Source organism: Halovenus rubra (assembly GCF_026586665.1).
Lineage (GTDB): Archaea > Halobacteriota > Halobacteria > Halobacteriales > Haloarculaceae > Halovenus > Halovenus rubra.
This window is the reverse complement of record NZ_JAODIY010000001.1, coordinates 424,210-451,143: the sequence shown is the minus strand read 5'-3', so window position 1 is coordinate 451,143 and position 26,934 is coordinate 424,210. Positions and strand designations below refer to the sequence as shown.

Below are 26,934 nucleotides of genomic sequence, written 5' to 3'. Positions count from 1 at the left end.
ACCTACCTGTGGAAATTTCAAATGAGCTACTCTGTCTGTTCAGCACTCAGGTATCGGACGACGGCGATAGTTACACCATCGAACTACCACAACGAGAGATAGAGACTGGCGCAGTCACACCGGGCGATACGTACCGTGTCGCTCTTATCGAGCCCGAAAACGAACCAGCTGCGGAAACGGCTGTCTCCGGCGAGCCCCAGCCACCGGTTGAGTCCGGAGAAATCCGCTACGTCGAAATCGAAGACCTCGGCAAGCAGGGCGACGGCATCGCTCGCGTCGAACGCGGGTACGTCATTATCGTTCCAAGCACCGAGGTTGGCGAGCGGGTAAAGGTCGAGATTAGCGAAGTCAAGTCGAATTTCGCAGTCGGTGAGGCAATTTCGGAGTAGTCGTCTTGGCTCTGTTGTTTCGGAGTTGTACCATCGGCTCCGTTGAACTGGTCAAGAGCGTCGCCTCTCAATCAGTATTGTCCACGTATTCGAAAAAACCACCAGACAGCGCGGCGTTAACTCTTTGTACCAAACAGGGTATATGGGCCAGCATCGTATAACATGTATGAGCACGACGGCCGACGCCCCAACTCAGACACCAAGTCTCTCGGAGAAACAACAGCGTATCCTCCGCTACCTCAAAGAGCGTGCCGACAAACAGACCTACTTCAAGTCCCGGCTCATCGCTGACGATCTTGACCTGTCTGCTAAAGAGGTTGGGACAAACATGAAAGCCATCGAGCAAGGAGAGTTTGCGCTCTCCGTCGAGAAGTGGGGGTACTCCTCTAGCACGACGTGGATGGTCACAACCTAGAAAAACAGTCTATTTATCGGGCGCATAGTCAAGCAACGACGGCGCGACGGCGGCCAACTGCGCGGCGTCGTCCCCGAAAGAGTCTGCGTATCGGACCAACAATACCAGTATCTGCTCAGGTTCGGTCACACTGTAGCCGTTTTCGCGTGAGAGCAGCCCTGACTTTTCGAGTCGCGCGGCATGTTTACTCACAGTCGCTTTAGAGACATCGAGCCGTGCTGCGATATCGCCCGCAGTTGTGTCACCATCCTCAAGCAGTGCAACGAGGATACCACGCTGTGTTTCACGGCGCAAATGTCCGAGTACAGTCTGTTCGAACTCGGAGAATTGTCCAGTCGGGAAGTACCGGCGGTAGTCACCGTCTTTCCGACTCAGGACAATACCTTCATCTTCGAGCTTGCGGAGGTGATGTTGTGTCTCGCCAGTGCCAAGCTGTAGGTCATCACGTATTTTCGAGAAGTGAGCACCCGGTGTCGCATTCAAGTAGCCAGTAAGCGCGTCGGGCGCATCGCTATCACTTTCTTCTCCGCTTGCGAGGCCAACAAGCGGGCTGGCTGCCCCAAGAGCGGCGAACCGACGGAGTGTCGACCGTTTTGACTGGTCGACACTCCTGTCACGGGCCATATCGGCTCATTGGGAAGGAGACGTATAACGGCTTCGTTACTCGAAACGGTATCGACCGAAGTCGGGCTATCCGTACCTGTAACAGCAAGTCGTCGCTAGTCGATTATCTCGTCAGGGTCTTTGATATCCGCGCCAGTTTCGCCGGCTTTGACTGCTTCGGCTTCTTCTTCCATCTGTTCGAGATCAACAATTTCGTCTTTATCTTCGAGTTCACCCAGAATCTCTTCGATGTCGTCAAGGCCGAGCATCTCGCGGGTCTCGTCGTCGAACTCTAAGCTTTCGAGTTCGTGTCCATTCTCTTTGAGATCACTGCCTTGCAGGTGACGACCGTACCGTGACACCAGCGAGGTCAGTTCCTGTGGCAACACGAACGTGTTGGACTCGCCTTGGCCGATACCTTCGAGTGTCTCCATTCCTTTATCGATGACCGCACGCTCGCCCATCGAGTCTGCTGCTTTCGCCCGCAGAACCGTCGAAACCGAGTCACCCTGTGCTTCGAGAATCTGGCTTTGCTTTTCACCTTGTGCACGGATGATGTTCGACTGTTTTTCACCCTGTGCTTCCTCGATGGCGCTCCGGCGTTCACCCTGTGCTTCGAGAATCATCGCACGGCGACGACGCTCGGCAGAGGTCTGTTTTTCCATGGCCTGCTGGACATCTTTCGAGGGGTTGACTTCGCGGACCTCGACGCTCTCGACGCGAATCCCCCACTCGTCTGTTGGTTCGTCCAGTTCTGTCCGGATTTTCGCGTTGATTTCCTGGCGTTTGTTGAGCGTGTCGTCGAGCTCCATATCACCAAGCACAGCACGGAGTGTCGTCTGGGCAAGGTTCGACACCGCACGCTTGTAGTTGTCTACTTCAAGAAACGCTTTCTTTGCGTCCATCACTTTGATGTAGACAACAGCGTCGGCTGTCACCGGTGAGTTGTCCCGTGTGATTGCCTCCTGTCGCGGCACATCAAGGGTCTGTGTCCGCATATCGAACGTATACGTCTTTGTCACGAACGGTAGCACAAAGTTGGGACCGGGTTCGAGTAGTCCCTGATATTTTCCGAACCGGGTGTACGCCCGTTTCTCGTACGCTCGGACGATAACGATGCTTTTGTAGGCGGTAATTACTGCGAGAATAAACAGTGTTGCGGCAATCAAGGTTCCTGCCGCGCCCGCCTGCAAAACTGTGTCAGGCATCATAACATCTGGTAGTTTGGTGCGACCATACTAAAGTGTTGGTCGTCGTTTCAACACCTACACAGAAAATACGAGGAATGTACAAAAAGTTTTTTCGTGGGTACTTTGTTGCCTTTCAATAAGTTATGAGTGACTACACAGGGACAAAAGTACGCTTCTCGAGACCGAGACAAAAATAGAAAGATACGTTTGTACAAGGATACAAACACACCTACCCACGACAGTATGGCGCGGTATCCTGGCGACCCAAAGTCGACCCAGTGTCGCGGGTCGCTAAAGCGTATGGTCGAAGAACACGAACACGACAAAACATTTGAAAAATGGACGAGAACGACGCGATATCTGGATTGAAAGAGCTCGGCTTGACAACGTACGAGGCACGGGTGCTGGTTGCGCTCCAGAAGCTGGGCTCGGGGACAGCCAACGAGATTAGTTCAGTTGTTGACGTGCCCCGGTCACAAGTATACGGCGCAGCCGGAGGCCTCGAAGAACGCGGGCTAGTTGAGACCCAGCAGTCGACACCAACGGCTTACCAACCGGTCCCGCTCGAACAAGCCCGTCGACACCTCATCGACCAGCTCGCCGAACGAGGTGCAGAGACGTTCAATTATCTAGAGCAGATACAGAACACACACGATAACGAAGAACGAAGCGAGGCAATCTGGCTGATTAATTCTGAGGACGCTATTGTCTCACGGACATCCGACCTCATCGAAGCCGCCGACACCCGGCTGTTGTACGTAGCCGAAAGCGTAGCTATGCTTGAACGGGAGCTTCTTGACGCGCTTGTCGACGCGGCGAATCGAAACGTCGATGTCATCATCGTCAGTAGTGACCCTGACGTGCTTGAGGCCGTCCCAGCCAAGGACTCGTATTCGACGTTCTGTGTCCCTGAAGACCGCGAGGTAGAAGTTGATACTGCTCGACTACTAGTTGCAGATAGCCGGAGTGTTCTACTAAGTACCCAATCAACCGCCACGATGCAAGAAGAAAATAGGGTCGCGTTCTGGACGAGCGAAAACCCGTTTGCCTCGTTTTTTGTCGAACTGGTCGAAGCGTGGCTGCGTGACCCCTTCGAATCGTAGGGACCGCGAGGCGGTGGGCTCAAGGTGCTGCCAGCCACAGAAACGGCCATGGGAACGGCGCTTGCATCCACAGACAAGCAGGTCACGGAGTTGCTCGACCGGTTACACGAGAAGTACCCTGATACGACTATTTCGCTGCGGTTTTCGAACCGACTGGAACTCCTGATTGCAGTCATCCTTTCGGCACAGTGTACTGACGAACGCGTCAACAGCGTTACCGCTGATCTCTTCGAGAAGTACGATGGCCCGGCAGCGTATGCAGAGGCCGACCAAGACGAACTTGCCACAGACATCAATTCTATCACCTACTACAACAACAAGGCAAGCTACATCCGCGACGCCTGTCAGCAACTTCTCGAAGAACACGACGGCGAGGTTCCAGATACGATGGCTGAGCTGACAGATTTATCCGGTGTTGGTCGAAAAACGGCAAATGTCGTTCTTCAGCATGGGCACGATGTTGTGGAGGGCGTCGTCGTCGATACACACGTTCAGCGACTGACGCGACGACTTGACCTGACTGAGAAATCCAATCCCGAAGCCATCGAGCGGGAGCTGATGGATACCATTCCAGAGAACGAGTGGCAACAGCTCACACATTTGTATATCAGCCACGGTCGGGCAGTCTGTACGGCTCGCAATCCTGACTGCAAAGATTGCGTTCTCGAAGATATCTGTCCATCCTCAAAAGTTGACAACGAGCGTGACCTTGCGTCCGGTGAGCCCTGGAGCTAAGATGCCATCGGACGCGACATGAGTCGGTAATCGGCCAATAAGTATATTCCGAGCCAGTCCTAAAGATAGTTACAGCAATAACAGAGAGTCATCAATGGATATCGAGACGGTTAGTCAGTATGAAAAGCTGGTTGAGTACTCAACGGACAGTATCACCCTTGTCGACGAGGCAGGAATAATCCAGTTCAAAAATGACGCTGTAAAGCGTATTCTTGGATACGAGCCAAATGAGCTGACTGGCGAAAACGTGTTCGATTATATTCATCCCGACGATGTGCCGGCGGTAAGGATGATACTGGATTCGGTGATTGAAAACGAAGAACAAGAAACGGGGCAAGGAGAGTTTCGGTTTAGACACAAAAACGGGGAGTGGGTCTGGGTTGAGTCGACAATTGCTGACCGGACAGACACATCACTAAACGGGTGCGTTATTAATTCTCGCAGTATCGACGAACGAAAGCAGCGTGAACAACAGCTTGTCGAAGAGCGCGTCAAATACTCTACACTTGTCGAACAGAGCAACGATGGCATCGCTATTATCCAAGACAAGACTGTCGCTTTCATCAACTCAGAGTTTACAGAGTTAACTGGCTACGAGAGTTGGGAGATCACCGGACAGCCATTTCTGGACGTTATCGACCCGAGAGACCGTGAGTTAGTCGAGAAGCGATATACAGACCGTCTTGACCCGGATGTGCCAACCCCGCCATCACGGTATGAAATACGTCTCTGCACGGGAGAGAACGAACAGTGCGTCGTTGAACTCAATGCCACCCAAATACAGTACGATGGCGATACGGCAGTACTTGCGACAATGCGTGACGTGACTGAGCGCACACGGTATGAGGAAGAACTGGAGCAACGGAACACAGAGCTGGAGCTACTGAATCGGATGGTCAGGCACGATATCCGGAACGATATGACGATAATTCTTTCTTGGGGGGAGCTACTTGAGGAGCATATCGACGAGACTGGAGAGGAACATCTCGAAAAAGTCCTCGCAAGCGGGGAACACGTCGTCGAACTAACGGAGATTGCTCGTGATTACGTCGAGGTTCTCACCAGCCAAGGCGAACTCGAACGCAAACCGATGTCGCTATCAGACGTACTCAGCACGGAACTTGCGCTCCGTCGTGAATCGTTCCCGGAAGCGGAGTTCGTTGTCTCCGGAGAGATTCCGTCAGTTGCGGTGCTGGCCAACGAAATGCTTGGCTCTGTATTCAGAAACCTTCTGACCAACGCTGTCCAGCACAACGACAGCGACGAACCGTTTGTCGAGCTTACTGTCGAAGTAGACGACGAGCAGGCAGTCATCGATATTGCAGACAACGGCCCTGGAATCTCCGACAGCCGAAAAGAAACGGTGTTCGGAAGAGGTGAGAAAGGGTTAGATAGTCCGGGAACCGGCATTGGACTCTATCTTGTCGACACGCTGATAACGCAGTACGGAGGCGACATCGAAATCAGAGACAACGACCCCCAGGGGTCGCTGTTTTCTGTGACGCTTCCGCTGTCTGGCTGAGAAAGTAGCGACTACGCATCCCGCGCAGTACGGTGGTTCTGTTTATTCCTCGGCGAACTTATCGTCGAGGAACTTGTCGGCTTTGCGCAGGATTTCGCGTGGGCCATCCTGGGTAATCGTGTTGATGGCCTGTTCGTAGTCACGCCACTGATGGTCGCGATGCTCGTGTGATAGTTCCGCTGATGCTTCGAACGAACGGGCGATAAACAGGTGAACTGTCTTGTGAATGGTGTCACCGCCCGCCTCGAAGACGTAGTCGTACTCCTCACGGAAGCCATCGATGAGCCGGAATTCAGAGATTCCAGCTTCCTCTGTCACTTCGCGGATTGCCGTCTGCTGGAGTTCCTCCTCACCTTCGACGCCCCCTTTGGGAAATTCCCAGTCGCCGGGGCGACTCTTCAGGAGGAGGTACTCTCGACAGCCACGCGTATCGCGAAAGAGGATGGCTCCCGCGCTCGTGGCCTCCTTCATTATCAGCGTCTATTACTCCATGCGTTAAGTGAATGTCGAACGCCTGCCGAACGCTCCCATAAGTCACGGGAACTGAGGGCACTGTCAGTAGACAATCGAAAACGAATGGGTTTTGTTGTCCCCAACGCTTGGGTTGTGTATGCCGTTCATCACTCGGCTCACACTCAAAAGTGGGGATGGAGACCTCCTTGAGTCGGTTGTTTCCGATATTAAGGAGCGAGCCGGGCGCAAGGGTGCCGAGCTCAAGGGGCCACACCCGAAACCGCCGACCAGACACAGCGTCCCGCAGTACCGAGGTTTGCGTGACGACGGTCGATTCGACCCGTGGGAGTACACCGTCTACAGCCGCGTCATCGAGATTATCGACCACAATGAGTTCGCCCGTTCGGTTGCGGGTGACGACTACCCCGACAGTATCCACATCGCTGCCGACGTCGAGCAGTTCAGCCAGACCGGCGAGTAACGGTAGTTTCGCACGCTACCCCTGTGTCACTTGCCTCCGGAATCCTCAGGATAGATGAAGGTGCTCTCGTGTTCTCCGATAATCTTCCAGTCGTTAGGGGCATCCGGATGACCTTCGTTTCCGGCGAACCGGAGAACATCAGGCGAGGCATTGTAATTCATGCGGCTCGGGTACTCCTCAAAGGTGAATCTACGCTCGTCGATACCGTTGTACTGAGAGTCGAGTCCGAGAAGGCATATCAAAATTATTTGAAAGAAGAAATAAAAGTAGCTGTCGGTGACTTTCCGGATTAGAAACTCGTATCTAGTGTGCTTATGTCGGTGAGGGCCGTTGCTAACGCCATGGCAGACGCCGCTCAGACAGACTGGCTCGTCTCGCTCCGCCGGGAACTCCATCGCCGGCCAGAACCGTCGTGGTGCGAGTTTTACACAACCGCACGTATCGTCGAGCAGCTTCGAGAAATGCCCGTCGACGAGATACTTGTCGGTGACGAGATACACGCCAAAGGCGAACGACAGGGAGTCCCGGACGAGGAAACGCAGCAGTTGTGGCTTGACCGGGCGCGGGAGACCAACGTCAACAACGAGATTCTTGACCAGCTTGCAAGCGGATATACAGGCGCAATAGCGACAATCGAGCGCGGTGAGGGGCCAACGGTTGCGCTTAGGGTCGACATCGACGGCCTCCCACAGCAGGAAGCCGACGGACAGGGCCACCAGCCCGCCGAGGAGGGGTTCCGGTCAGTCCACGAGGGGCACATGCACGCTTGTGGGCACGACGCACATATGACGTTTGGTCTCGGCGTCCTCCGAGAGTTTGTCGACCGAGAGTTCGACGGCACGCTGAAGGTCATCTTCCAGCCCGCCGAGGAAGTCGTCGGTGGCGGCCGACCGATAGCAAAGAGCGGACACCTCGATGACGTGGATGCGTTGCTCGCTTCGCACATCGGGCTTGATACACCGACCGGTGAAGTCGTCGCCGGGATGGGCGGGTTCTATGCCGTCTCGCACCTTGACGCGAGCTTCGAGGGTGAACCAGCACATGCTGGGGCAGCACCAAACCAAGGAGCAAATGCAGTACAGGCAATGGCAACAGCGGTCCAGAATCTCTACGGTATCGCTCGCCACAGTGACGGTGCAACGCGGGTCAACGCCGGCAAAGTAGCAGGTGGCACAGCCTCGAATATTATTGCCGAAGACGCCTATATCCAGGCAGAAGTGCGCGGTGAGACAACCGAACTGATGACCTACACCCGCGAGCGCGCTGTAGAGGTTATCGAGTCCGCTGCCGAAATGCACGACTGTACGGTCGATATCGAGCACGGTGGCGAGGCCCCGAGCGCAGCAAGCGACGAGGCAGTGGCGGACATTGTCGCCGACGTCGCTGAAACACATAGTGCGGTTGAGACTGTCACCCCACACGACGAACTCGGTGCGAGTGAGGACGCAACCTACCTGATGAATCGCGTCCAAGAGCACGGCGGTGTCGCCGCCTTTGTTGGTATCGGAACCAACCACCCCGACGGTCACCATACGGCAGCGTTCGATGTCGACGAACCGTCACTAGAGGTTGGCGTTGATGTCCTCAGCGAGTCGATTGCACATCTTTTCGACACTGAGACAGGTAGCAATTGACGGTCTCTCCGGCACTAACGCGCAAGGCGTTCTCCTCGCAGTCCTGTAGGGAGTCGAGTCCGATACAGTCGACAGTTACTACGACTCCGTTGCACTCCACGAGGAGAGAATCACATCATTACCCGATGGGTTGAGCCAGACAAGGTCGATATCAACCTCGCTGAGAACAAGTCGCCCGTCGGCACAGAGTGGTTCGGGGTTGTCCCCATCAATAGTGAGCGTGTTCCCTGCAGTCAGCCAATTTTTCTCGCCAATTCCGAAGTCGTCGTAGCCGTTGTAGGCGTCGTTAGGGGTACCACCAGCAGTACAGTTCGCCCCCTCGACTTCGACACGGAGTTGCTTTGGGTTTATCTGTCCGCCACGGACGAGTTTAATCATAACTGCCTCGTCACCGGACGGATTCTCGACGTACTCGTACGCCATCGTTACCGAGGGTGGGTCAACCTGTTCGTAGTCCGATCCCAGTGCGCCGAAAAACAGCGCCGCTGTCCCGACAAGCAAAAAGATCGCAAACAACAAAAGCAATATCGAGCCAAAGGCTGACATCGCTCTGTTGTCGAATTGTGATCGTTGCATCTACCCCCCCAGGTCAGCAGCAACGAGTTCCCCCGCTCGTCACTGCTTGTCGTACTAGATTATACCGGCATATTGTATAAAATTCTTGTGCTTTCTGAGTGACAATGATCGAGTTGTGGGCTGAGCGATAGTTCCCATCGGTCAGTGGCGGTCGCGCGATACAGACACCTTAACAGTTTAGTGAGGTACGGTTGTATAGCCCGTCATGACGGAATACACAGTCGAGTTTGTCGGGTCAGGCGAGAGACTCACGGTATCCGACAAGGAGACGATTCTCAATCGTTGTATCGAAGAAGGAATCGCCCAAGAGTTCTCCTGTCGTGTCGGAATGTGTCTTGCTTGCTCCGCGAAGATTGTCGAAGGCTCAGTCACCCAACCAGCAGCGCGGGGGTTAACCGAAGCCGAAAAATCAGAGTACGCGCTAACGTGTATGGCACGACCAGAGTCTGACCTGAAGCTGGACCGTGGGAAGTATCCGCCAAGTATCGATGACGAGCAGACAACTGAGGAGCGGGCGGGAGAGACGGCAGCTGCCGACGACTGAAACCGAAGGCAGTGACTAGGAGTGAAGGGTAGGCCATTTATGCGAGGGGTTCCTATTGTGCAGTATCGAGTCGTTGCCAGAGCAGACAAACCGGCTCATTCAACTCCCCATACATCCATGACCAGCTGTGTATACAGACTTCATTCGACGCTGGAACTGCCACTCGAAGAGCTGCACGAGTATCTGGAGGACCCAGATCTCCCTGAGCGCGTCGCGGACATTGACTTCACACGGCGAAACAATACACTCATTATCAGTGCAGTCCCGTCCGACGACAGCATCAGCAAGTACACGCCGACAGCTCAGTTGAAAGCCAGCGTGACAGAAAATCGAGTTTACGAGGAAGACCCAGAAGAAACGCCGCCGGGCAAGCCGCCCCGCACGAGCGGAGGTGGTCCCCAGTGGGGCTCACTCGACGACGAAGAAGAAGAAATCGAGTCGGAGCTAGTTGAGTACGCCTGCTTCAAAGGCGACCGTGAGACGGTGCTGCAAAACACAGCACTCCAGTACCAGATGTTCGAGGTACTCTGTGAAATCGCCCGCCGGTCAGAGAAAGGCGCGCTTACCGCTGTCGCAACAACCGAAGAAGATATTCAAGCGATTCGGATTGTCGACGGGGAAGATGTTCCGGCCTCGATTAATGTCACAGAGGACCCGGGTGAAGGAGAAGAAGATAGTGCCGTCGACTGGCGCAGCAACGATTTCATCAGCTAAGACAGATTGCAAGCTGGTCGCGCGGTTTTTCTGAAACGCAACGCTATGAGAGCAACGCTATTTTCGAAGGCAGAGGACACGCCGCGTACTCAGGCACCCAGCGAATCGAGGCCACGGGCTGGGTAGGCAACGATATGGTCAACACCAGCTTCGCGGAGGCAATCTACACGGTGAGAGACAGTATCCCTGATGCCGACGAGTGCATAATCACAGCAGGCTTCGAGCAACGTCTCGCGTGGGTCACCCTCGATGGTGCTGTCGTGAGGACAATCATCAGGGAGTGCCGCCCTGACGGGGCCACGACGGCCGGTGTATTCCCCGACAGCGTCAAGCACGGTGTCCTCGTCGTCGGTGAGAGCTGTCGGCGCATAGACCGCAATCTTGCCGTCGAACCCGGCATCACGGAGTGCACGAACATCTCTGATGGTACTCCGTGAGAGCAACTCGAACTGAGTCTGACCGGTCGCCAGCGCAATCCGTTCGACGCCTTCAGAACCGACCCACGGGTCAATACTCTCGTCGACGGCAGCACCAAGACGTGGCGCAATTGCGCGTTTGCGCTCGTCCTGTTCGAGGTAGGCTGGATGTCCAGCGACGAGAACTTCGCCGACGGATTCAGGGAGTGTTGCGCGGACGCTATCGTCACCGAGAGGGTCAAAGCCGTCCGCACGAACAGGAACCGTTGCACGGACATCGAACTGCTCGGCCAGGCGGTCGAATGCGGCTGGTGTTGGGACGTGCTCGTGGCCTTCGTAGTCGATGGTCACAGTCTGCACATCCAGCTTGTGGGCACGTTCGACGTCGACTTCGCTCGGTTTGAGCGCAACCGCGTCGATACCCACGTTTGCCAACCGTTCGCCTGTAATTACAGTCATAGCCGCTTCTTCTCTGTTTCTCAGCCAATCAGGCGGCTTAACGCTGTTGTTTGGATACGTTTTTGGTTTATGTTGACGAGTAACAAAACGAGAGACCCCAGACAGGCCATTCACAGAGGGTAGTCAGCTTCAGCATCGACCACGTTATCGATGTCAGGTGCAGTCCAGTCGGTTGTCAGCTCAAGGAACTGGACCAGAATCCGGGCCGTCGCTCCCCAGATGGTGTACTCGTCAACGTAGAAGTAATGGACGCGAATGGGGCCGTTATCGGGGTGGTCACGGTACTCTCCGTGGTAGTTATCGAGGTCTGTCAGCGCATCGAGCGGGAGGACTGCAATCTCTGCAACTTCGTCGTCTTGGGGTTCGTACTCATTGTCAGGGACGTGAGCAACAAACGGAGTGACTGAAAAGCCGGTGACAGTCAAGATATCATCGATTTGTCCGACAAACGACGGTGCGTCGGGGTTGAGACCGATTTCTTCGTTTGCTTCCCTGACAGCCGTTGCACCGAGGTTCGAGTCTTCGTGTTCCCGCCGACCGCCGGGAAAACTCATCTGTCCCGGATGGTTCGAGAGATGGTCAGCACGCTTGGTAAAGAGAAGATGTGGCACGTCACGCTCGACGAGAGGCACCACGACAGCCGAGTCGCGCTTTCCGTCGGCCACGGGTGTTGGGTCGAACGCCCGAACTGCGTCGAGGTCCATGGGCCAGTTTAGCACTCCCAGAGGCTTAATTCGTTTGCGTCGCCGCCGCGAGGTCCTGACGAACCGGTGCCAAGTCGACACCAGTCCAAGGCTCAACTTCGTAACTTGCGTCAAGCAATGTGTCGATGCGAGACTGGTCATCGGCGTCAATTGCGCTTCGAGCGTCTTCGCGGAACATCTCGGCAACTTCGTGGCCAACGTCGTCAGTGTCGACCGTCCGTTTCGAGACATCAAGAATATGTGGTAGGTCCCGTGCGTCAGATGGCAGTGTCGGGAACGCGAGTGGTCCCGCGAGTAACAGCGGTTTGCCAGAGTGGGCTTTTTCGTCTGCCCAGTCACGTTCCGTTGCCTCCCGGTCAGCTGGGTTGGCGACAGCGACAAGATGGTACGACCGGATAGCGGCGTCAATGGTGTCAGCGTGTGCTGACAGGTCGTACTCCCCACCTTGTCTGTAAACGAGTTCAGCCAGTGCCTCGGATAGCTCTGCCCGCGTGAGCCCGCCAAAAAGGTCGACGACACCGGCTAGCTCATCTTCTGTGAGGTCCATATCCACTCCGGGGCCGGAACGGTCTTTACTGTTGGCCTCTTCAGGAGACCGCCGGGAATCAGTCAGCCGACTTCTTTCCACTGGCCGCCACAGTCCGGGCAGACCCGAACCCGGCCGATCACGTCCGGGTCGTTCTCCGTGTCAAGATCCGTCTCACATTCGGCACACAGCAGTCGCCCGTACGTGTCTTTCTCCAGCCCTCCACCGCGCAACCCTTTTTGTGTGGATTTCATGCGTATGCGTACGAATCACAATCATAAAAGAGCCATGTTGTCTGTACTGTATAATCAGATAGATGAACTATACTGTTTTGTTGCCAGTAGCGGGTTGAGCTGTGGGCAAACCGACCAGTCGACCCCCACTGGGCACCTGCCGGAACCGGCAACCATTAATAGACACAATCCAAGAGACGGCTATGCGAACAGTCGACGCTGCCGGCCTGCGTATCGGCGACGGCCAGCCGCCACGAGTAATGGGTGTCCTCAACGTCAGTCGTGAGTCACCTTATGATCCCTCCGTCTACGACGACCCCGGAGAAGCGGCGATGTACGTCGACGACGAGCTTATCGGCGAGGGTGCAGATATCGTCGATATCGGTCTGGAATCGGCGAACAAGCGCCTGGACGTGCTCTCCGCTGAGGAAGAACTGGAGCGACTCGATACTGCAGTCGACACTATCGAGTCGGTGAGTGGCGATGCCGTGTTCTCGATAGAGACGCGGTACGCCTCTGTCGCGGCGGCGGCACTCGACCGCGGGTTCGATATGGTCAATGACATCTGTGGCTTTGCCGACCCCGAGATGCCCGAGGTTTGTCGAGAGTACGATGTCGCGGTCGGGAAAATGGCAAGTCCACCAGACCTCTCCCGCCCCGGTGCTGTCGACGATGTGGACTGGGTGGCTGCGCGCTCACAGGCGTGGGCTGACTCAGCCGATTACGTCGACAAAGTCTACGCGGCGCTTGAACAAAACGGGATGACAGAGAAAACGATTCTCGATCCTGCATTCGGGGGGTGGAGTGAAGACCAGACACTCGAAGACGACCACGAGGTATTCCGCCGACTCCGAGAGTTCCGTGCTTTTGGTCGACCGCTTTTAGTTTCGATTAACCGCAAGAATTTCTTGCGCGAGATTGCCGACCGCTCGACAGAAGAGGCCCTTCCCGTTAGCCTCGCAGCCACCTCCATGGCTGTCGAGCGTGGCGCTCATGTCATTCGAACGCACGATGTTGCCGAGACGCGTGATGCCGCTCTCATCGGCGACGCATTCACCGAACGAGCAAGCGCCACGGCAGCTGGTGTTACCGCAACCGAACTCGAGGTTGGCACCGCATCGGAGCTGGAACGGTATCTTGAGGAGTCTGAGGGCGAAAGCAATCACTCAGGAGACCTTATTGGGCGAGTCATCCGCGTCAACGGCGTCGACAATACCCAACAGCTCGGGGATGCAGCCGAGCGGGCAGGTGTTACTATCGCTACCGGAACGGAGGGCATACTGCTTGGCGGCGCAGAAAGCGCGCTCGCAGAGCTTGCATCTCTCCTTGACACGACAGAACTAGACGCGGTCGCAGCAGTCTGTCAGAGAGGAGGACCCTAGCGATGGATTATCTGCAAGAACGCATCGCAACGTTACACGACCTGACCGACCCGACTCCTGATGCGCCGCTGAGTCAAAGCGCTGTAGTTGTCCCGATTGCTGGAGAGCAGTCCGACGATGTGACTCCAGAGCAAGTGTTTGAGGCGCTGGAGACGGTTGGTCCCAAGGCTGTCGTCGTTCCGCTGCGTGCTCCCAGAGAAGTGGTTACACTCTTCGAAGATTGGGTCGAGCAGTTCGACCTGTCGGTGACTGTTCTATGGTGTAACGCTGACAGCGTCGAGCGTGTCCTCACCAGAAACGGTCTCGGCGGCGACTCTGGGAAAGGAAGAGATGTCTGGCTCGGTCTCGGTATCGCTGCCGACCGCGCGGAGTACGTCGCAGTCCACGATGCCGACGCAACGACCTACGACCGTCACCACGTCCCCCGCTTACTGGCCCCGCTTGCACAGGACTACAGCTTTGTCAAAGGTTATTACGCCCGTGTCGAGGGCGGACGGCTCTACGGGCGACTGGTTCGCCTTCTGGTTGTCCCCTTGCTCACAGCTCTCGCCGAACAAGACGACAAGTTGCTCGATTACCTCTCGGCGTTCCGGTATCCACTCGCCGGTGAGTTCGCACTCACCGCCACAGCGGCTCGACAAGTCCGAGCACAGCGAACGTGGGGCCTCGAAATCGGGTTGCTCGGTGAGGCCTACGCTGTCGCCGGTCGGGACGGTTCAGCACAGGTTGATTTAGGTGTTCACAGACATGACCACCGTCCCGTCGACGGGAGTGGCGGCCTCTCGACGATGGCCGACGACGTTGCCAAGGCGCTGTTTCGAGTGCTCGCCGACCATGATATCGACCCCGAATATGCCCAACTTCGGGAAAAATACCAGAAGAGTGCCGACAAACTCATCGAGCAGTACGCCGCAGATTCGTCGTTTAACGGCCTTGCATACGACAGGCAGAGAGAACGCGAGCAGGTACAAACCTACGCGTCAAGCATTCAGCCACCCGCACGCGATGACAGGCTGCCGCCATGGGAGAACATCGACATGTCACCGTCAGCAGTCACGGCGGCCTCTCGAAGCGCTCTGGCTGGCACAGGCACACCGTTGACGGATTGAGCTGACCGCGTGACCCACTGACAGCGATGTTGTTGTTTTCTGTGTTTCTTTTGTCTTGCAGTGGACTCGTGTAGTCTGGGTATCCGATTAGTGTGGTTCACTCGCGGGGTTTACCATCGGTCACGTCGCTTGGCTCAGTACGCTGCTCGCCGGCAGATGGCAGTGCCGTCTCTGACTCCACGGAAAGAGTGTCGATACACTCGTGTATCCCGAGGACCAGTGCCGGGACAACAATCATGAAGATATGTTCCTCGATAGGGATACCAAACAGGTTATAGCCAGTGCGCATCGTGATATCAAAGACGCCGACTTCGAGGGTGTACCAGTCCCAGACATAGGCAATCGGATACAGCGCGGCCACTGTCTGGGCGGCCCGACGGAGCGCGCCAGCGTAGCGGAGCAAGACAAGCGCGAGCGAGCCAAACGCCACCTCGGTGAGCAGGTACGTGTACGACCCAAAGACGGTGATATCCGGTAGCCCCGTTGCCGAAAGGGGTTGGAACCAGACCGCAACGACAAGGACGGCGAGAAAGACATACGCTCCGCGAATGAGGAGCATCGTGCCGACTGTCGGGTTTGCTCTGCTTGCAACGGCCGCTATCGACGCGAACGCCAGCGCAGCGAGCGGTGAAGCGGGCGGAAACAGCCCAGATATTGCTCCCCAGAGAACGCCAATCATCCCGAGTCCAACAAGCCCAAACGCCAGTGTCCGCGCCTGTGGCCGGCCAAGCACAACCGCGACCGTCCGCTTGGAAATAGAGCGGTCGTACCGATAGTCTTGCTCGTCATCGATGATTTTGACGCCTGCAAGCGTCGTCATGAAGACGAGCGCGAACCCAATCGATGTGCTGGATATCGTCGTTGCCTGTGCGTAGTGACCGCCGACAATTGCCAGCGCGATACCGGTTGGGTAGCCAAGCGTCGTCGTCACCGGGTTTGTATCGAGTTGGGGCGCATGCAGATAGCCAATGAACCACGTCGGGAGAGTGATAAGGGCCGCCGTGGCGTTGACGACGACAAAAAGGGCAACAGCACAAGCCACGAACCCAGCAGTCGCCCCAACCAGAGCAACCCGACAGCCATAGACGGTCAATGGATGGTCGTCGTCCTCGCCACGGTGGTGGTAATCGACGTACCCATCTTTGACGTGGGCAGTGTAGACCGCACAGAACATCGCGACCATATGAATAGCTCCGAGTCCGAGCGCAAACTCACCAGCGAGGATTGCACCGAACCACGAAGCTGCCAACGGCGGCAACATAAACACCGGATGCACCTGCGATGCGAGCGCTTGCAGGTCGGCGCGAACGCCGGTCGCATGGCGAGCGATTGTCATATACTAGCATAGAACAGTACCCGAATAAGTTTGTCCGTGTATACTGGGCTAGTATATCGAGAGACGACAACAGATTTCGAAGCGCTGCCGTGCAGACGCGGTGTTGTATGTCGGCATCGGCAGACAAGAACGCCTCGTTCGTGATGCTAGCAAGACAACAGTGGTTTGACAACCACTCAGCGTTGTTGTGTCAGTACGGCCATCGGCCACCGGTTTTGAGTTCTTGGACATAGCCGTCATCGATGTGTTCCCGAATCGTCGTACGGGACTTTGTCGCGACAGAAACCTCGTTGTCGGCGAGTCGGGCAACGGCTTCAGCAAGTAAAACAGCGAGGTCACGCAGGTCCCGGCTGTCGAGTTTGTCTATCGTGTCGGCGTGGGTATGCCCCCAGCCCCGGCCTGTAGAGTCGGAGGTACTGCCGGCCATCACTGCAGGAATCCCCTCCTGAACGAATGCCCACTGGTCACCGTGGGGCGAAATGCCCGACCGCGTCGAGAGTGGCGCGTTGAACTCGTCGGTCACAGATTCGAAGACTGACGCTAATGTCTCAAAGCCGTTGGTTCCAACCCAGAGGTTCCGCGAAGAGCCTGCGCCGTCAATGTTCACGACACATTTCACGTTGTCCAGATCGTGACTCTCCGACCAGTGATACGCCCCGCGAAGGCCAATTTCCTCGGAGCCAAAGGTGATAAACCGAACGGGATGATCAAGTTCGCCCTCGACTGCTGTCAGCAGGCGGCCAATCTCCGCGACAAGCGCGGAGCCGGTTCCATTGTCGAGCGCGCCGTCACTGATATCGTGAGCGTCGACGTGGGCTGTAACCAACACCTCCTCACCATCTTCGGGACCGAGGCGTGCCTCGACGTTGCGTGAGGTCGAGGGCTCGTTCCGGCACTGTGAGTCGATACTGACTGTCGCCCCGTCTACAGCGTAGCGAGCAAGACGTGTTCCGACTTCACTGCTGACACCGACAGCCGGAATCGGGCCGGGACGGTTGCCGTATCCCACCTCACCGGTCGGCGGGAGCGAGCCATCGATGTGATTCCGGAAGATGAAGCCGGCCGCGCCCTCGGTGGCGGCGTTTGAATACTTCTCCATTCGGTGAATCCAGCGGTCGGCCGATTCCGGTGTCTCGCTTGAGGCCATGACGACCGCGCCGTCGATATCTGCGGCCTCGAAGTCGTCGTACCCGCCCGGGCCGACATCGACGACATCGGCGGTGACGCTCCCGGACGGCGAGCCGGGCAACGAGATGACCTCATGTGTATTGTCGTGTACGCGTTCGTGCGGCGTTTCGACCGTGAGCGTCGCCTCCTCACGCCACCAGCCGGGGATGTCGAAGCGCTCGATGGTTGGCTTGCGGAGCCCGGCCCGTTCAAACGCGTCGCGGACGACAGCCGCACCGTCGGCCTCGCCCGCCTGTCCGGCCATCCGATTCCCGACGTCGACGAGGTCAGTAAGCACTTGCCAGCCGAAGTCGCTGGTCTGTGCATCCCCGACGACGCTATTGGGGAGCTTTCTCATACTCGCGGTTAGGCGAGCCCTCACAAGAGCCTGTCCCATCCCGCGGTGTGATTTCTCTCTCGATATTCTGCCAGAGTGCCGGCACCGGATGGAGGTCACCGGTTCGATAGCTGCCCGAGCGTCGATAAGGTCCGGTCCCAGGCATCGACCGCTGCGGTGGCTTTTCCGACCGTGGTACCGCCAGCGGTTCCAACAGTGTGCGGAACGTACGGGGGACGGAGTGAGTGCCCGGCATCGTCGTAGACGACCCGGTTGGCGGGAAACGAGGTGTCTGCCGACGCGAGACGGTCCATCGTCTCGTCGGTCAGCGCTACTGCATCCCAGACCGTGTCCTCACGCCCAGCCAAAACGAGCAACGGTGCGTCAGTGTCGTCGACCGGAATTGTCGCTGCTTCGAGTGTCTCGTTGTCCGACGCGTCTAACAAGTCGTGTGTCATCTCCAGCCCGTTTTCTGGCGGTGGTCCATCCGGGATTGAAAGTGAGGGAAGCGACTCGCCGTCGATAGCGATCGTGGCACTTCCTGGCCTTTCACCTGGCATGATTAGACCGCTCGGTGAGACGGCGACGACTGCGTCGACCCAGTCGCCGTATGCGGCGGCGGCAAATGCAAGTTCGCCCCCCTTGGAAATGCCCCAGATGCCGAGAGAGTCGGAGTCGACGACCTCATGACCTTTCAGCCAGGCTGCGGCATCGTCGATGTATGAGAGCGGGACATCTGTGGGTACGTCGGTCGGTGCGCCATCGCCAAGCCAGCGAAGCGCAAGCGCCGCGAACCCGTGACTGGCAAGCAGACGGGCGACACCGGTCATTGGCTTACCATCTGACCCGTGGAGGACAAGCACGCCTGGACACGGATCGCCGCTGGACGGATACGCGAACTCGCCGGCAACCGTCGACGACTCGATAGACTGGAGATGAACGCCCGCACCACCAGGCTGTCGTATCGTGGTCGCAGTTGCGTGTGTCTCTCCCTCAACCTGAACCGAGAGCTCGATTGTCACCGGCTCGTCGTGTATCGCACTCGATGTCTGATCGTCTCGTTCTGGTGTCATCGACCACAACCACCCCATCGGCGCAACTCCCTCGTAGTCTCCGTCGATGGGTATGTCACTACCTGTGTCTACCGTTCTTTCTGGCCCCGAATCGAACACCTGTCGCGAGCTAGCACCGCCGTAGAACCCGTCAGTCCGGGCGATGAGGGTAGTTCGCGTACCCGCCGGGAGGTCGGTGACAACGAGTGGTGTCTGTTCGTCCCGCTGAGCCGTCGCCGGGCACTGTATCTCTACCATACAACCTACTCAAAGGGAGTGGTGGGTAAGAAAATGTTGGGTATCTGAAAATAGTAAAGAATTATATGATGCACTCCGATGTAGTAAGTGACGTTTCCGGAGTCATTTTTACACGTCGACCCGGAGATATTCCGTATGAAAGTGGTAGTCGCCGGCGGCGGACTTGCTGGATTGGTAGCCACACGACACCTCGCCGACGCCGGACTTGACGTAACGCTGTTCGAACGCGAGAGCGAAATCGGGGGGCGCGTCCGGAGCAGCCACGAGGACGGATTCGTTCTCGACCGCGGGTTCCAGGTTCTCTTTCCATCGTACCCCGCCACACAACGCGAACTCGACCTCGATTCCCTCTCTCTAAGAGCATTCAGACCCGGCGCGACACTCGTCAGACCCGGTGAGCGAACGACGCTTGCCGACCCACTCCGAGACCCCGGCGCGTTGCTGTCGACGCTGTTCAACCGTGACGTGACGCTTGGCGATAAGCTACGAGTGTTACGCTTGCGTCGAGAGCTTGCTGGAAAGTCTCTCAACGATTTGGATACGGCAACGGAGATGAGCATCGAGGAATACCTCGACGAGCGTGGCTTTTCAGACCGGTTTTGCGACCGGTTTGCCACGCCCTTCTACGGTGGCATCACCCTCGACCGCTCGCTGTCGAGTTCGGCGTTCGTCTTCGAATACACCTTTAAGATGCTCACTGCCGGCCCGGCGGCGGTCCCAGCTAGCGGAATGGGAGCCATCACCGACCAGCTTGTCGAGTCAGCACGGAATGCAGGGGCGACAATCGAGACCGGTACACCAGTCGAAGCAGTCGAGCCGACAGACGGGACAATCAGCGGTGGCGCAGTCGTCGAAACACCACTCGAAACGATAGAGACAGACGCAGCAGTCGTCGCGACGGACCCGCCAACAGCTAGCACTCTGACGGGAGTTAACTCGATTCCCACGAAGGCACATGGTTGTGTGACACAGTACTTTTCGGTTCCCAAGACCCAGCGACTTGAAGGGAGCGACCGGCTTTTGCTTAACGTGGCCGACGCGCGGCCGAACCAGGTTGCTGTGCTTTCGGCAGTCGCCCCGGAGTACGCCCCAGACGAGACACATCTCCTCAGTGCGACGTTCCTCGGGGAGCAGTCAGCCACCGATGAAGAGCTTGCCGAGGCGGTTCAGGCTGCGCTGGGTGCGTGGTTCCCCGAAAATCAGTTCGAAGCGCTCGAACTGCTTCGAACGGACCGGATTCCGTTCGCACAACTCGCCCAACCCCCCGGGTTTGGCCGTGAGTGGCCTAACGTTGACGCGCCCAGCGGGCCGGTGTACCTCGCCGGGGAGTACACGGAGTGGTCCTCGATACAGGGCGCACTCGACAGCGGCCGGGAGGCTGCTGAGGCGATACAGCGGGACGGAATAGCCGGCAGCTAAAAAAGACAGCGGCGGTCAGAGAACCGTTGGCAGGTCGGTCAGCGATTCCAGCCGGTGTGTCGGTTCAGGGTCGGGGTCGGTCAGATGACTCTCGTGGGGACGGTCCGGGGGGACCCAGACCGACTGGAGACCAGCCTCGTGCGCACCGACGACGTCCGCGCTGTGGTCGTCCCAGACGTACGCTGTCGCCGCTGGAGGCACAGCGAGTGCCGCGAGTGCGCGGTCGAACGGCTCCGTCGCAGGTTTTGGGTCGACGCCGCCAGCCAGGTCACAGTACACCGTCACCTCGAAGCTGTCGGCGATACCCAACGTTTCGAGTTTCGCCTGCTGTGTCTCTTTTCGGCCGTTCGTGACGAGGCCAACCTCGTCTCGACCTGTACTGACCGCTATCTGAGTCCACGAGAACTATTCTATGACAGGCGCTGCCGCTCCTGCTCGTCGGCATCGAAACGGTCAGTCTGCAGGCGCTGTCTGCGTTGTTCGTCACGCTGAACGGCGTGACGATTCGCCTCGGTCACCAACACGGTGACGACAGGACGCTACTGAAACTCAGTTCAGCGAATGTTTTTGTGTTGTTCCAACGAACAAAACAGTATGAGCTCTATGACCGACAAATCGACCGGGAGCAACGTCCCGCCAGCGGAGGCGCTTTCGGTCATCGCAAACGAAACCCGTCTAGATATTCTTGAAGCCCTCTGGCGTGCAGAGGACCGCCCAATCCGATTTTCGGAGCTGTTCGACGAAATCAATCTCGACGACAGCGCCCAGTTCAACTACCACCTCAAACAGCTCACCGACCAGTTCGTCGCCAAGACAGACGAGGGGTACGACCTCCGTTTTGCCGGCGGACAGGTCATCCGTGCCATTCGGGCAGGCACGTTCACACGGCAACCCGAGGTCGACCCCTTCGACGTGCAAGGGTCATGTACGCGGTGTGGCGGCCCGCTGTATGCCAGTTACGACGACGAGCAACTTTCGGTTAGCTGTGACGACTGTGGCAAGGCACACGGCCAGTACCCGTTCCCGCCCGGTGGACTGGTCGACCGGACACCCGAAGAGATTGCACAGGCGTTTGACGAGCGAGTCCGTCACCTGCACTGTCTGGCCGCTGACGGCGTCTGCCCCGTCTGTAGTGGGCGGATGGAAACTGAAATTGCACGCGAGGAATCCTGCTGTCTCGATGTTTCGGTTCGTGCCGAGCACGTCTGCAAGCAGTGCCACCACGAGTTGTGTTCGCCGGTTGGTCTCGTATTGCTCGACGAAGCAGCGGTCACCTCTTTCTATGCTGACCACGACATCTCGTTGACGGACCGCCGTTATTGGACCCTTCCCTGGTGTGTCGACGACGAGTATACCACTGTCAACGCTGAAGACCCTTGGGAGGTCTCGGTCAGAATCCCGCTTGGTTCTGACGAGCTTCACGTTATCATCGACGAGGAGCTAACGGTAGCTGAGACGGTTTGCGTCGACTGCTAGCGCCGTCGACTACCTGCATTGAAAGATATCACCACCTCTGTTTCCAGATAGTTTATTTTCCGTCCGCACGCTTGTTCGACCATGGACTCAGAGAGTGAGCCACTTGTTCGTCACGCAGAGGATATCGAGTACGAATCTGTCGAGGCTGCCAACGGACTGTCGAAAGGCGTCTTGATAAACGAGGACCATGGCGCTCCAAACGTTGCAATTCGTCGGTTCACGCTGACAGCCGGTGGCGAGGTCCCAGAACACACAAACGAAATCGAGCACGAGCAGTACGTCCTGCACGGGGAGTATGTCGTCGGTATCGAAGACACCGAGTACACCGTCAGTGCCGGCGACTCGCTGCACATCCCAGACGGCGCAGTTCACTGGTACCACAACCCCAGCGATACAGAAGCTGCATTCATCTGTGCGGTTCCAACTGGCGATGACGACATCGAGTTGGTCGAATGACGCAGATATTCCAAAAGAAGGGTTTAGCCTCCTGTAACCGTTTCTCTGTCCGTGAACCGACTGGGGCTGGCGTCGATGGACCGTAGGAGCGTTGGAGTTGTCATGGGACTGCTCTCGGCTGCCTGTTTCGGGACACTCGCAATTTTCGGAAAGCTTGCCGAAGACGTCGGGCTAGCAACGACAACACTGCTTACGTTCCGTTTCATCCTCGGTGCAGGTCTTCTCTGGGTTGGGCTTGTACTGTCGGGCCGGGCAGAGCTGTTGGGAACGTGGGACCGCCGAGTTGCACTTGCGCTGGGCGTCCTCTATGCGTTTTTTACCGGGTTTTATTTTTGGGGACTACTGTTCCTCTCGGCAGGTCTCACCGGGCTCGTTTTCTATACGTACCCTGTCTACGTCTACGTGCTCGCCGTATGGCTCCTCGATGAGAGAGTTTCGCGATACAAAGTCGGTGCGTTACTCCTTGCGCTGAGTGGCGTCGGTCTCATCCTCGGCGGCGGCTCCAATGCGGTCGACTTCGTTGGCATTGTTCTCGTGGTGCTGGCCGCACTGGGCCTGGCCGGCTACATCATCGGCAGCCGAGCTGCACTCGCCACGGCTGACTCGGACGCCTTTGCCGGTACTGCGCTGGTCGGTACTGCACTCTCGTTTCTCGTGTTTAGCACCGGTTCAGGGCGACTTGGCCTCCCAAGTGGACTGGACCAATGGCTTGTCGTGCTCGGTATCGCTACCATCGGGACGGCGCTCCCAATGTTTCTGTATATCTCCGCACTTGACCGGATTCAAGCGAGTCACGCGAGCGTGCTCGGAACCGCTGAACCACTCGTGACTGTCGTGCTGGGTATTCTCGTTCTTGAGGAGTCTCCAACGCTGCTACTCCTCGTTGGAGGGGCACTGATTCTCAGCGGAGTCCTCATTATTCAGGCCGACGCGGGAGCGGAGCAAAATCTCACATAGCCGCTGTTTGCAATGTATCTTTGTGAATACGCAGTACGACACAACAAAACACGGCCGATGCTGGCTACTCAAAAAGAGAGGAACTTCTCGGCAGGGCGCTTTTGATAGGTGCGTTCAGCAGACACACTGACAAGCGTCTCCGCTTTGCAGTCGTAGGCTGTTAGTTCACCGCCGTAGACGAGACCGGTATCGAGACCGATAGCCCCGTCAGAGATAAACGGTGATTCAACCACCGTATGCCCAAAGAAAATACGGCCGGGGCCATCGTACTGCTCGAACCAGAAGGGGCCGTCGTACCCATTTTCAGGCGGAATCGCGCGCGATTCGAGCAGGTCGGTCGGTGTCTGATCGGAGAGGTCTCGCCGGGTGTCGACACCGCCGTGAACGGCCATCGAGTCACCCCAGCTAACGACAAGTGGCATCGACTCGATACTCTCGACAGCCGGTTCGAACGCTTCCGGGTCGACGCTGCCATTGAGGACTTTGGCCTCATTGTTGCCCCTGACACTCACAGCATTTGGCTGGTCATCAACAAACTCAACGACTCCGGTGCTTGCCGGTCCCTTTCGAATAAGGTCGCCAACGAATACGACCATCTCATCATGCGTCGGGTCAAGCCGGTCCCAGAGCGTCCGTAGCTCCGAAAGGCAACCGTGGACATCGCCCACAACATAAACATTTTCGTACGCATCAGCGTCGAACCGCCAGTGGTAGTTGGCGACGCGTTCACTGAACTCAGCGTCGCTGAAGGCCGACTCTGTGCCCCAACTACCAGTTGGTCGAACAAACTTATCGTTGGGCGGTTTCGCTTCTGTACGCACATCCTCGGCACGCTCCGTTGCCATACAAATCCTCAGTGATTGACCCTAAAAGGTCCTGCTAGTTCTAGTACGAAAGGGGAAAGATAGCTATATACTCATATGTACCGCCTGCTCAGTTCGGATGGGTTTCCCGGGCTTCCCGCATGTGTATCGCCTGTGCATTCCGTATCGACTCGTCGTCATCGGGCGTTTGGCGGGAATAGCTGCCGTCAGGGTGAAGCTCCCAAGATTTGTCGTTATCTGTGAGACACAGGTCGAGCACGTGTTGAAGTCGTCGCTGAATCTGCGTATCGTGTATTGGCGTCACAGCCTCAACGCGGTTATCGAGGTTACGTTCCATCCAGTCCGCCGAGCCGATAAAGTAGCGGTCAGCACCGTCGTCATGGAAATAGTAGATGCGGGAGTGTTCGAGAAAACGGTTGATGATGCTGTGGACGGTGATATTGTCGCTGACGCCAGCCAGCCCAGGACGGAGTCGACAGATGTCTCGGACGATGAGATCGATGTTGACACCGGCGCGAGACGCACGGTAGAGTTCCCTGATAATCCCGGGATCTTCTAGTCGGTTGACCTTGGCAACAATCCGTGCCTCCTTGCCGTCGTGGGCGTGTTTAGCCTCTTGCTGAATCAGCTCAACGAACCGCTCACGCATGTTACCCGGCGCAATCAGGAGGTCTCTGTACTCGTTGTGGAGGGAATGGCCGGTAAAGTAGTTGAACAGTTTCACGAGGTCTTGCCCAATATCGCGATTGGACGTAAACAAACCCAAGTCCTCGTAGCGTTTGGCTGTCTCCGAGTGATAGTTTCCAGTGCTGACATGAGAGTAGAGTTCGACGCCGTCGTCTTCTTCACGGACGACCAGTGTCGTCTTCGTATGCGTTTTGTAGCCGATGGTACCGTAGGCGACGTGGATACCCTCCTCTTCGAGTCGCTGGGCCCATTCGAGGTTGTTTTCTTCATCGAATCTGGCCTTGAGTTCGACCATGACCGCAACCTGTTTGCCGTTCTTGGCGGCGTCGATAAGCCGCTGAATTATCTGTGAATCGCTCGCTGTTCGGTAGATTGCTGCCTTAATTGCGAGCACGTCAGGATCATGGGCTGCTTCGTCGAGGAATCGTTGGACTGTCCCGTCAAAAGAATGGTACGGATGATGGACGAGAGCGTCATCGCGCTTGATTTCCTCGAAAATCGACTCTCCGGAGTCGTGTCCCCGGTGAGACAGCCGTGGATGTGGCTGTGGTGTCCACTCGTCGAGAGTCAGGTCCGGCCTGTCGAGATTCAGTAACTGATCAAAATCTCTGAAATCGAGTGGCGGCGCCAGCCGAAAGACAGCCCGTTCGTCCACATCGAGGTGACTAAGCAGCGTGTCGAGCATACGCTCGGACATTGTTTCGGTAATCTCGAGTCGAACAACTGTCGCAAACTGCCGGCGTTCAATGACTTCTTCGGCGCGCTGGACGAGGTCCTCAGCAATTTCTTCGTTGCGCCGGACCTCAGCGTTGCGCGTCGCACGGAACGTAGCGTGTTCGATGACATCTACGTTCGGGAAGAGAAAAGAGAGGTTAGCCGCGACAACCTGTTCGAGCGGTACGTACCGGGTTGTCTCGCCGACCTGAACCAAGCGTGGCCTGTTTTTTGGTATCTTGACACGAGAGAACGTCGGCTCGCTCTCGTGGGTTTGCTGTGTCAAGACCCCAAGCGAGAGCGAAAGGTTCGAGATGTGTGGGAACGGCTTTGCCGAGTCAATTGTCAGCGGGGTAAGCGTCGGCAGTACAGAGCTCTCAAAGTAGGAATTAACGTCTTCCTGTTCTTTGGCCGAGAGCTCCTCGTACTCACAGATATCGATGCCAGCCTCGGCGAGGGCCGGTCTGAGCTGGTCGTGGTAACACTGGGCCTGCCTGTTGAGTAGCGGCCCAGCTTTCGCTAGCACGTCGCGCCACTGTTCGTCTGGGGTTCGGCCGTCAGGTGATGTCGCCGTGATGTTCGCGGCGCGCTGTTGTTCGAGACCACCAACCCGTTTCATGAAGAATTCGTCCATGTTCTGGGTGAAAATGGAGAGAAATTTCACGCGCTCGAACAGTGGGTTCCGCTCGTCGGTCGCCTCCGCGAGAACGCGTCCGTTGAACTCAAGTTTGCTCAGTTCACGGCTCAAGTAGTACTCCGTATCACGGAGGTCGACGGTATCGTCATCGACCCATTCACACTCTGTGTGTCCATTGTTTACGTGTCCTCGTAACTGTGCTCGCGTCTCGAATCCCCTGCCACAGGAGAAACAGTCATATTGTTGTCTTTTATCTGCCATTGTCGACGTTGTTGTCATATTCGGACTTCGCAACTGCGTTCATAGAGCCTTCGTCGAGTTGTTACCGTCCACTGTCGCAAGGTCTGCGTTTCCAATATATCTGGAGTTGGATTAAATGAGTTGCTAGGAATAATATACAAACGTATAATATAATAAATATCAATA

30 protein-coding genes are annotated in these 26,934 nt (G+C 56.8%); 15 read left to right on the top strand and 15 right to left on the bottom strand.

Annotation, left to right across the window (positions count from 1 at the left end; all coding sequences use genetic code 11):
• Positions 1 to 8: 8 nt before the first annotated feature.
• Both N5098_RS02230 and N5098_RS02225 read left to right on the top strand, forming a co-directional pair.
• Complete coding sequence (locus N5098_RS02230) at positions 9 to 389, top strand: TRAM domain-containing protein (RefSeq protein WP_267636053.1); 381 nt, start codon at positions 9 to 11, stop codon at positions 387 to 389.
• Between the two features lie 166 nt (positions 390 to 555).
• The gene (locus N5098_RS02225) at positions 556 to 804 is read left to right on the top strand and encodes a DUF7123 family protein (RefSeq protein ID WP_267636052.1); all 249 of its coding nucleotides are present in this window, start codon (positions 556 to 558) and stop codon (positions 802 to 804) included.
• A 9-nt stretch (positions 805 to 813) separates the two neighbouring features.
• On the opposite strand, the gene N5098_RS02220 is transcribed toward N5098_RS02225, so the two are convergent.
• Positions 814 to 1,428, bottom strand: a complete 615-nt coding sequence (locus N5098_RS02220; protein ID WP_267636051.1) for a winged helix-turn-helix transcriptional regulator — start codon at positions 1,426 to 1,428, stop codon at positions 814 to 816.
• A 95-nt stretch (positions 1,429 to 1,523) separates the two neighbouring features.
• On the bottom strand, positions 1,524 to 2,618 hold the full coding sequence (locus N5098_RS02215; protein WP_267636050.1) for an SPFH domain-containing protein: 1,095 nt from the start codon (positions 2,616 to 2,618) through the stop codon (positions 1,524 to 1,526).
• A 317-nt stretch (positions 2,619 to 2,935) separates the two neighbouring features.
• Between N5098_RS02215 and N5098_RS02210 the strand changes: the two genes are divergently transcribed.
• From N5098_RS02210 to N5098_RS02200, 3 genes are all read left to right on the top strand, one after another.
• Entirely contained in the window at positions 2,936 to 3,700 is a 765-nt protein-coding gene (locus N5098_RS02210; protein ID WP_267636049.1) for a TrmB family transcriptional regulator, read from the top strand.
• Between the two features lie 48 nt (positions 3,701 to 3,748).
• Positions 3,749 to 4,435 carry an endonuclease III gene (nth, locus tag N5098_RS02205; protein WP_267636084.1) on the top strand — a complete coding sequence of 229 codons (687 nt, stop codon included), beginning with the start codon at positions 3,749 to 3,751 and terminating at the stop codon, positions 4,433 to 4,435.
• A 94-nt stretch (positions 4,436 to 4,529) separates the two neighbouring features.
• Positions 4,530 to 5,957 carry a PAS domain S-box protein gene (locus N5098_RS02200; protein WP_267636048.1) on the top strand — a complete coding sequence of 476 codons (1,428 nt, stop codon included), beginning with the start codon at positions 4,530 to 4,532 and terminating at the stop codon, positions 5,955 to 5,957.
• Between the two features lie 42 nt (positions 5,958 to 5,999).
• On the opposite strand, the gene N5098_RS02195 is transcribed toward N5098_RS02200, so the two are convergent.
• Positions 6,000 to 6,428 (bottom strand): bis(5'-nucleosyl)-tetraphosphatase, encoded by a 429-nt coding sequence (locus N5098_RS02195; RefSeq protein WP_267636047.1) that lies wholly within the window; start codon positions 6,426 to 6,428, stop codon positions 6,000 to 6,002.
• 139 nt (positions 6,429 to 6,567) lie between these two features.
• On the opposite strand from N5098_RS02195, the gene N5098_RS02190 reads away from it, so the two are divergent.
• Complete coding sequence (locus N5098_RS02190) at positions 6,568 to 6,891, top strand: uS10/mL48 family ribosomal protein (RefSeq protein ID WP_267636046.1); 324 nt, start codon at positions 6,568 to 6,570, stop codon at positions 6,889 to 6,891.
• Between the two features lie 26 nt (positions 6,892 to 6,917).
• Here N5098_RS02190 and N5098_RS02185 read toward each other — a convergent pair whose 3' ends face one another.
• Positions 6,918 to 7,133 (bottom strand): hypothetical protein, encoded by a 216-nt coding sequence (locus tag N5098_RS02185; protein WP_267636045.1) that lies wholly within the window; start codon positions 7,131 to 7,133, stop codon positions 6,918 to 6,920.
• Positions 7,134 to 7,232: 99 nt separating this feature from the next.
• Between N5098_RS02185 and N5098_RS02180 the strand changes: the two genes are divergently transcribed.
• Positions 7,233 to 8,525, top strand: a complete 1,293-nt coding sequence (locus N5098_RS02180) for an amidohydrolase (protein ID WP_267636044.1) — start codon at positions 7,233 to 7,235, stop codon at positions 8,523 to 8,525.
• A 78-nt stretch (positions 8,526 to 8,603) separates the two neighbouring features.
• On the opposite strand, the gene N5098_RS02175 is transcribed toward N5098_RS02180, so the two are convergent.
• The gene (locus tag N5098_RS02175; protein ID WP_267636043.1) at positions 8,604 to 9,101 is read right to left on the bottom strand and encodes a hypothetical protein; all 498 of its coding nucleotides are present in this window, start codon (positions 9,099 to 9,101) and stop codon (positions 8,604 to 8,606) included.
• Between the two features lie 205 nt (positions 9,102 to 9,306).
• Here N5098_RS02175 and N5098_RS02170 point away from each other — a divergent pair, with 205 nt between their 5' ends.
• Both N5098_RS02170 and N5098_RS02165 read left to right on the top strand, forming a co-directional pair.
• Positions 9,307 to 9,645 (top strand): 2Fe-2S iron-sulfur cluster-binding protein, encoded by a 339-nt coding sequence (locus N5098_RS02170; RefSeq protein ID WP_267636042.1) that lies wholly within the window; start codon positions 9,307 to 9,309, stop codon positions 9,643 to 9,645.
• 117 nt (positions 9,646 to 9,762) lie between these two features.
• Complete coding sequence (locus tag N5098_RS02165; RefSeq protein WP_267636041.1) at positions 9,763 to 10,359, top strand: DUF7110 family protein; 597 nt, start codon at positions 9,763 to 9,765, stop codon at positions 10,357 to 10,359.
• 89 nt (positions 10,360 to 10,448) lie between these two features.
• Here N5098_RS02165 and N5098_RS02160 read toward each other — a convergent pair whose 3' ends face one another.
• The 4 genes from N5098_RS02160 to N5098_RS02145 form a co-directional block, all read right to left on the bottom strand.
• Positions 10,449 to 11,234 carry a DUF7388 family protein gene (locus N5098_RS02160; protein ID WP_267636040.1) on the bottom strand — a complete coding sequence of 262 codons (786 nt, stop codon included), beginning with the start codon at positions 11,232 to 11,234 and terminating at the stop codon, positions 10,449 to 10,451.
• Positions 11,235 to 11,344: 110 nt separating this feature from the next.
• Positions 11,345 to 11,938: an NUDIX hydrolase gene (locus N5098_RS02155; RefSeq protein ID WP_267636039.1), complete on the bottom strand. Its 594-nt coding sequence runs from the start codon at positions 11,936 to 11,938 to the stop codon at positions 11,345 to 11,347.
• A 25-nt stretch (positions 11,939 to 11,963) separates the two neighbouring features.
• Complete coding sequence (locus N5098_RS02150; RefSeq protein WP_267636038.1) at positions 11,964 to 12,485, bottom strand: DUF7109 family protein; 522 nt, start codon at positions 12,483 to 12,485, stop codon at positions 11,964 to 11,966.
• 62 nt (positions 12,486 to 12,547) lie between these two features.
• The gene (locus N5098_RS02145; RefSeq protein WP_267636037.1) at positions 12,548 to 12,718 is read right to left on the bottom strand and encodes an HVO_0758 family zinc finger protein; all 171 of its coding nucleotides are present in this window, start codon (positions 12,716 to 12,718) and stop codon (positions 12,548 to 12,550) included.
• Between the two features lie 182 nt (positions 12,719 to 12,900).
• Between N5098_RS02145 and folP the strand changes: the two genes are divergently transcribed.
• Together folP and N5098_RS02135 are read left to right on the top strand one after the other, a co-directional pair.
• The gene (gene folP, locus N5098_RS02140; RefSeq protein WP_267636036.1) at positions 12,901 to 14,079 is read left to right on the top strand and encodes a dihydropteroate synthase; all 1,179 of its coding nucleotides are present in this window, start codon (positions 12,901 to 12,903) and stop codon (positions 14,077 to 14,079) included.
• A gap of 2 nt (positions 14,080 to 14,081) precedes the next feature.
• Positions 14,082 to 15,188: a glycosyltransferase family protein gene (locus N5098_RS02135; RefSeq protein WP_267636035.1), complete on the top strand. Its 1,107-nt coding sequence runs from the start codon at positions 14,082 to 14,084 to the stop codon at positions 15,186 to 15,188.
• 97 nt (positions 15,189 to 15,285) lie between these two features.
• Here the strand turns inward: N5098_RS02135 and N5098_RS02125 are convergent, their stop codons facing one another.
• The 3 genes from N5098_RS02125 to N5098_RS02115 form a co-directional block, all read right to left on the bottom strand.
• Positions 15,286 to 16,524, bottom strand: a complete 1,239-nt coding sequence (locus N5098_RS02125; RefSeq protein ID WP_368407981.1) for a lycopene cyclase domain-containing protein — start codon at positions 16,522 to 16,524, stop codon at positions 15,286 to 15,288.
• A gap of 190 nt (positions 16,525 to 16,714) precedes the next feature.
• Entirely contained in the window at positions 16,715 to 18,049 is a 1,335-nt protein-coding gene (locus N5098_RS02120; protein ID WP_267636034.1) for a M28 family peptidase, read from the bottom strand.
• A 95-nt stretch (positions 18,050 to 18,144) separates the two neighbouring features.
• Positions 18,145 to 19,338, bottom strand: a complete 1,194-nt coding sequence (locus N5098_RS02115) for an acyl-CoA thioester hydrolase/BAAT C-terminal domain-containing protein (protein ID WP_267636033.1) — start codon at positions 19,336 to 19,338, stop codon at positions 18,145 to 18,147.
• Between the two features lie 135 nt (positions 19,339 to 19,473).
• Between N5098_RS02115 and N5098_RS02110 the strand changes: the two genes are divergently transcribed.
• Complete coding sequence (locus tag N5098_RS02110) at positions 19,474 to 20,757, top strand: NAD(P)/FAD-dependent oxidoreductase (protein ID WP_267636032.1); 1,284 nt, start codon at positions 19,474 to 19,476, stop codon at positions 20,755 to 20,757.
• Between the two features lie 15 nt (positions 20,758 to 20,772).
• Here the strand turns inward: N5098_RS02110 and N5098_RS02105 are convergent, their stop codons facing one another.
• Complete coding sequence (locus tag N5098_RS02105; RefSeq protein ID WP_267636082.1) at positions 20,773 to 21,147, bottom strand: HAD family hydrolase; 375 nt, start codon at positions 21,145 to 21,147, stop codon at positions 20,773 to 20,775.
• A gap of 204 nt (positions 21,148 to 21,351) precedes the next feature.
• Between N5098_RS02105 and N5098_RS02100 the strand changes: the two genes are divergently transcribed.
• From N5098_RS02100 to N5098_RS02090, 3 genes are all read left to right on the top strand, one after another.
• On the top strand, positions 21,352 to 22,233 hold the full coding sequence (locus tag N5098_RS02100; RefSeq protein WP_267636031.1) for a winged helix-turn-helix domain-containing protein: 882 nt from the start codon (positions 21,352 to 21,354) through the stop codon (positions 22,231 to 22,233).
• Positions 22,234 to 22,314: 81 nt separating this feature from the next.
• Positions 22,315 to 22,689, top strand: coding sequence for a cupin domain-containing protein (locus N5098_RS02095; protein WP_267636030.1), 375 nt, complete (start codon positions 22,315 to 22,317; stop codon positions 22,687 to 22,689).
• A gap of 51 nt (positions 22,690 to 22,740) precedes the next feature.
• Positions 22,741 to 23,646, top strand: a complete 906-nt coding sequence (locus N5098_RS02090) for a DMT family transporter (RefSeq protein WP_267636029.1) — start codon at positions 22,741 to 22,743, stop codon at positions 23,644 to 23,646.
• A gap of 68 nt (positions 23,647 to 23,714) precedes the next feature.
• Here the strand turns inward: N5098_RS02090 and N5098_RS02085 are convergent, their stop codons facing one another.
• Together N5098_RS02085 and ppk1 are read right to left on the bottom strand one after the other, a co-directional pair.
• Positions 23,715 to 24,491 (bottom strand): metallophosphoesterase, encoded by a 777-nt coding sequence (locus tag N5098_RS02085; RefSeq protein WP_267636028.1) that lies wholly within the window; start codon positions 24,489 to 24,491, stop codon positions 23,715 to 23,717.
• Between the two features lie 88 nt (positions 24,492 to 24,579).
• Positions 24,580 to 26,787: a polyphosphate kinase 1 gene (gene ppk1, locus N5098_RS02080; RefSeq protein WP_267636027.1), complete on the bottom strand. Its 2,208-nt coding sequence runs from the start codon at positions 26,785 to 26,787 to the stop codon at positions 24,580 to 24,582.
• Positions 26,788 to 26,934 lie beyond the last annotated feature (147 nt).

Bases quoted from the DNA above. Each gene is read 5' to 3' on its own strand.
- N5098_RS02145 (WP_267636037.1), bottom strand. From the start codon at position 12,718: ATGAAATCCACACAAAAAGGGTTGCGCGGTGGAGGGCTGGAGAAAGAC.
- N5098_RS02220 (WP_267636051.1), bottom strand. From the start codon at position 1,428: ATGGCCCGTGACAGGAGTGTCGACCAGTCAAAACGGTCGACACTCCGT.
- N5098_RS02195 (WP_267636047.1), bottom strand. From the start codon at position 6,428: ATGAAGGAGGCCACGAGCGCGGGAGCCATCCTCTTTCGCGATACGCGT.
- N5098_RS02175 (WP_267636043.1), bottom strand. From the start codon at position 9,101: ATGCAACGATCACAATTCGACAACAGAGCGATGTCAGCCTTTGGCTCG.
- N5098_RS02225 (WP_267636052.1), top strand. From the start codon at position 556: ATGAGCACGACGGCCGACGCCCCAACTCAGACACCAAGTCTCTCGGAG.
- N5098_RS02095 (WP_267636030.1), top strand. From the start codon at position 22,315: ATGGACTCAGAGAGTGAGCCACTTGTTCGTCACGCAGAGGATATCGAG.
- N5098_RS02210 (WP_267636049.1), top strand. From the start codon at position 2,936: ATGGACGAGAACGACGCGATATCTGGATTGAAAGAGCTCGGCTTGACA.
- N5098_RS02085 (WP_267636028.1), bottom strand. From the start codon at position 24,491: ATGGCAACGGAGCGTGCCGAGGATGTGCGTACAGAAGCGAAACCGCCC.
- N5098_RS02170 (WP_267636042.1), top strand. From the start codon at position 9,307: ATGACGGAATACACAGTCGAGTTTGTCGGGTCAGGCGAGAGACTCACG.
- N5098_RS02150 (WP_267636038.1), bottom strand. From the start codon at position 12,485: ATGGACCTCACAGAAGATGAGCTAGCCGGTGTCGTCGACCTTTTTGGC.
- N5098_RS02215 (WP_267636050.1), bottom strand. From the start codon at position 2,618: ATGATGCCTGACACAGTTTTGCAGGCGGGCGCGGCAGGAACCTTGATT.
- ppk1 (WP_267636027.1), bottom strand. From the start codon at position 26,787: ATGACAACAACGTCGACAATGGCAGATAAAAGACAACAATATGACTGT.
- N5098_RS02110 (WP_267636032.1), top strand. From the start codon at position 19,474: ATGAAAGTGGTAGTCGCCGGCGGCGGACTTGCTGGATTGGTAGCCACA.
- N5098_RS02160 (WP_267636040.1), bottom strand. From the start codon at position 11,234: ATGACTGTAATTACAGGCGAACGGTTGGCAAACGTGGGTATCGACGCG.
- N5098_RS02135 (WP_267636035.1), top strand. From the start codon at position 14,082: ATGGATTATCTGCAAGAACGCATCGCAACGTTACACGACCTGACCGAC.
- N5098_RS02120 (WP_267636034.1), bottom strand. From the start codon at position 18,049: ATGAGAAAGCTCCCCAATAGCGTCGTCGGGGATGCACAGACCAGCGAC.
- N5098_RS02165 (WP_267636041.1), top strand. From the start codon at position 9,763: ATGACCAGCTGTGTATACAGACTTCATTCGACGCTGGAACTGCCACTC.
- N5098_RS02155 (WP_267636039.1), bottom strand. From the start codon at position 11,938: ATGGACCTCGACGCAGTTCGGGCGTTCGACCCAACACCCGTGGCCGAC.
- N5098_RS02125 (WP_368407981.1), bottom strand. From the start codon at position 16,524: ATGACAATCGCTCGCCATGCGACCGGCGTTCGCGCCGACCTGCAAGCG.
- N5098_RS02200 (WP_267636048.1), top strand. From the start codon at position 4,530: ATGGATATCGAGACGGTTAGTCAGTATGAAAAGCTGGTTGAGTACTCA.
- folP (WP_267636036.1), top strand. From the start codon at position 12,901: ATGCGAACAGTCGACGCTGCCGGCCTGCGTATCGGCGACGGCCAGCCG.
- N5098_RS02100 (WP_267636031.1), top strand. From the start codon at position 21,352: ATGAGCTCTATGACCGACAAATCGACCGGGAGCAACGTCCCGCCAGCG.
- N5098_RS02115 (WP_267636033.1), bottom strand. From the start codon at position 19,338: ATGGTAGAGATACAGTGCCCGGCGACGGCTCAGCGGGACGAACAGACA.
- N5098_RS02180 (WP_267636044.1), top strand. From the start codon at position 7,233: ATGGCAGACGCCGCTCAGACAGACTGGCTCGTCTCGCTCCGCCGGGAA.
- nth (WP_267636084.1), top strand. From the start codon at position 3,749: ATGGGAACGGCGCTTGCATCCACAGACAAGCAGGTCACGGAGTTGCTC.
- N5098_RS02190 (WP_267636046.1), top strand. From the start codon at position 6,568: ATGCCGTTCATCACTCGGCTCACACTCAAAAGTGGGGATGGAGACCTC.